The sequence below is a fragment of the Xanthomonas maliensis genome, assembly GCF_009192945.1.
Taxonomy (GTDB): Bacteria; Pseudomonadota; Gammaproteobacteria; order Xanthomonadales; family Xanthomonadaceae; genus Xanthomonas; species Xanthomonas maliensis.
Genome location: NZ_NSET01000103.1, coordinates 1 through 3609, shown reverse-complemented (window position 1 = coordinate 3609; position 3609 = coordinate 1). Strand labels below are relative to the sequence as shown.

Here is a 3609-nt window from a genome sequence, read left to right as displayed (position 1 = left end):
CCGCAGCGAACAGCGATTTGCCTGCCATCGAGCCGGCCGATCGCAGCCAGCCGCTGCCGCTGTCGTTCGCTCAAGAGCGCCTGTGGTTCCTGACCCAGCTCGATGCCCGCGCAGACCTGGCCTACCTGATCACCGGCGGCTTGGCGCTGCAGGGAGCCCTCAACCTGCCCGCACTGCAGCGCGCTCTCGATTGCATCGTTGCCCGTCATGAAGCCTTGCGCACTTGCTTTGCAGTCAGCGCCGACGGCGTCGTCCAGCGGATGACCCCGCCGGAGGCAGGCTTTGCGCTGGCCTGCGTCGACCTGCGCGACGCACAGCACATCGACGCCGAGGCGCGTCGCCATGTCGAAGAAGAAACCTGCACAGCGTTCGATCTGACACATGGCCCGCTGATCCGCGGCCGTTTGCTGCGCCTGGGCGAGCAGCAATATCGCCTGCTGGTGACGATGCATCACATCGTCGCCGATGGCTGGTCGATCGGCCTGCTGCTGCACGAACTCGCTGTGTTGTACGCCGCTTTTGTGCACGACCAAGCCGCCCCACTCCCCCCACTGCAGCTGCAGTACGCCGATATCGCGGTCTGGCAGCGCCGCTGGCTCGACGGTCCGCGACTACAGCGCCAGCGCGATTTCTGGCTGACGCACCTGCATGACGCACCGGCCTTACTGGAACTGCCCACCGACCATCCGCGTCCGGCCCGACAGGACTACCGTGGCGACGGCACCGCAGTGATGCTGGATGCCGAATTGACCGCGGCGCTCATCACCCTGAGCCAACGCCACGGCACCACCTTGTTTATGACCGTGCTGGCCGCCTGGGGCGTGCTGCTGGCGCGGTTGGCGGGACAGGAGCAGGTCGTGATCGGTACCCCGGTCGCCGGCCGTACCCGTAGCGAGCTGGAGCCGCTGATCGGCCTGTTCGTCAACACCCAGGCGCTGCATATCGATCTACGTGCAGACCCATCCGTCGCCGACCTGCTGGCCCAGGTCAAAGCCACCGCTTTGGTGGCCCAGGACCATCAGGAACTGCCGTTCGAGCAGCTGATCGAAACACTCAACCCAGACCGCAGCTTGGCCCAGCACCCGGTGTTCCAGGCCATGTTCGCCTGGCAGAACATACCGATGGCCGCACCCGCGCTGCCGGGTCTGGACGTGCAGCCACTGGTCTTGCCAGAGACCTCGATCAAGTTCGATCTGCAGCTGACGCTGCACGAACATGACGGTGTCATCGTCGGCAACCTCGGCTACGCGGCCGCGTTGTTCGAACGCCATACCATCGAACGCCATCTGGCCCAATTCGTCACGCTCCTGCACAGCATGGTCGCGGACGACTGCATGCGTGTCCGACGGTTGCCCTTGTTGCCAGCTGCCGAGCATGCCCAGCTGTGTCGCTTCAACGCCACCAAGACCGATCTCGAAGGCAGCGGAACGCTGCATCGCGCCATCGCAGCACAGACGCGCCACACACCCGATGCCCTCGCGGTATGCGATGACCACAACGCACTCAGCTACGCCGAACTCGACACCCGCGCCAATCAGCTGGCCCATCATCTGATCGCGCTGGGCGTGCTGCCCGAAGACCGCGTCGCCGTCTGCCTGCCGCGCAGCATCGACCTGATGGTCGCCTTGTTGGCCGTGCTCAAGGCCGGTGCCGCCTATCTGCCGTTGGACATCGACGTCCCGACGGCGCGTCTGGAAGGCATGCTGGCCGATGCCCGACCGCGCGTCCTGCTTGCATATCGTGATACCCACGCGTCGCGATCGGCACAGGCCGATCTGCAGACCGTGTTGCTGGATCAAGACGCTGCAGCATGGGCATGCGCGCCGACGCAAGCCCCCGAGCTCGCGGACCTGCACCCGCATCATCCGGCCTACGTCATTTACACCTCCGGCTCCACCGGCACACCGAAGGGCGTGATCAACACGCATGCGGCCATCGACAACCGCTTGCAATGGATGCAGCAGGCCATGCCGTTGGACGCAGATTGCCGCGTGCTGCAAAAGACGCCGGTCGGCTTCGATGTCTCGGTGTGGGAACTGTTCTGGCCGCTACGCGTGGGGGCATGCGTGGTGCTGGCCCAGCCTGGCGGCCACAAGGATCCTGGCTACCTGCGCACGCTGATCGAACACGCCAACATCGACACCGTGCATTTCGTGCCGTCGATGCTGCGCGTCTTCCTCGATGCCGTGCCAGCCGCCGCCTGCTCCAGCCTGCGTCGCATCGTCTGTAGCGGCGAGGCACTGCCCGCGGATCTGGCCCAGCATGCACGCACACGCTTCCCGCAGGCTCGCTTGTACAACCTCTACGGCCCGACCGAAGCGGCGGTCGATGTCAGCGCGTGGGAATGCGGTGAAGCCGACATCCACGGCGTGCCGATCGGTCGGCCGATCGCCAACACCTGCCTACATGTCTGCGATGCGCGCGGTCAGCTGGCACCGATCGGCGTGGCCGGCGAGCTACAGATCGCAGGCGTGCAGCTTGCGCGTGGGTACCTGGGTCGCCCGGACCTGACCGCCGAACGCTTCGTCCCCGATCCGTTCGCCGGGCAGCCCGGTGCACGCATGTACCGCACCGGCGACCTGGCGCGCTGGCGCGCCGATGGCGCGTTGGATTACCTCGGCCGCAACGACCAGCAGGTCAAGCTGCGCGGCGTGCGTATCGAGCTGGGCGAGATCGAAGCCGCGCTACGCGCCTGCGCGGGTGTCCGCGAAGCGGCCGTGCTGTTGCGCGAGGACACCGCGGGCGAACCGCGCCTGGTCGCCTACGTGGTCGGTGACGCCGAATCGCTGGCGGCCGATCGCTTGCGCACACAGCTGGCTGTGCGTCTGTCCGAGGCGATGCTGCCTGCGGCGTATGTGCCCTTGGAGACATTACCACTGAGCGCCAACGGCAAACTGGACCGACGCGCTTTGCCCGCACCGGAGGCCAACGCGCTCGCTCTACAGGCTTACGCCGCGCCGGAAGGTGCAATGGAAACCCAGCTGGCCGCGCTCTGGTGCGACTTGCTCGGCATGGAGCAGGTCGGCCGCCACGACAGCTTCTTCGCGCTCGGTGGCCACTCGCTGCTGGGCGTGCGGCTGATCTCGCGCATCCGCAGCATCCTCGGCCTGGAACTACCGCTCGCCAGCCTATTCGCCCATCCGCGTCTCTCCGACCTGGCCAACGCACTGCATGACGCCGCTGCCAGTACGTTGCCGGCGATTGTGCCCGCCGATCGCGGCACCCCCCTACCGCTGTCCTTCGCCCAACAACGCTTGTGGTTCCTCGCCCAGCTCGATGCCCAAGCCGAACTGGCGTACCTGATGCCGCATGGGCTGCGGCTGCGAGGACGATTGGATCGCGAGGCCCTACGCCAGGCCCTGGATCGCATCGCCGCCCGTCATGAAAGCCTGCGCACCCGGATCGTGCTGCACCAGGACCAGCCGACCCAGCGTATCGACAGCGATGGCCTCGGCTTCCGACTCACCGAGCGCGCTCTCGGCACGCATCCCGAACCGCACAGCGAAGTCCGGCGACTGGCCGAGCTGGAAAGCCAAACGCCGTTCGACCTGGCGCACGACACCCTGGCCCGTGCGCAGTTGCTGCAGCTAAGCGAAGACGAACATGTCC

Annotated in this window: 1 protein-coding gene; it reads left to right on the top strand. The window is 66.6% G+C overall.

Features of this window, described 5'->3' with window-relative positions; genetic code table 11:
• Positions 1–17 precede the first annotated feature (17 nt).
• On the top strand, positions 18–3609 hold a 3592-nt coding region (locus tag CKY51_RS21825; protein WP_170292366.1), incomplete at its 3' end, for a non-ribosomal peptide synthetase.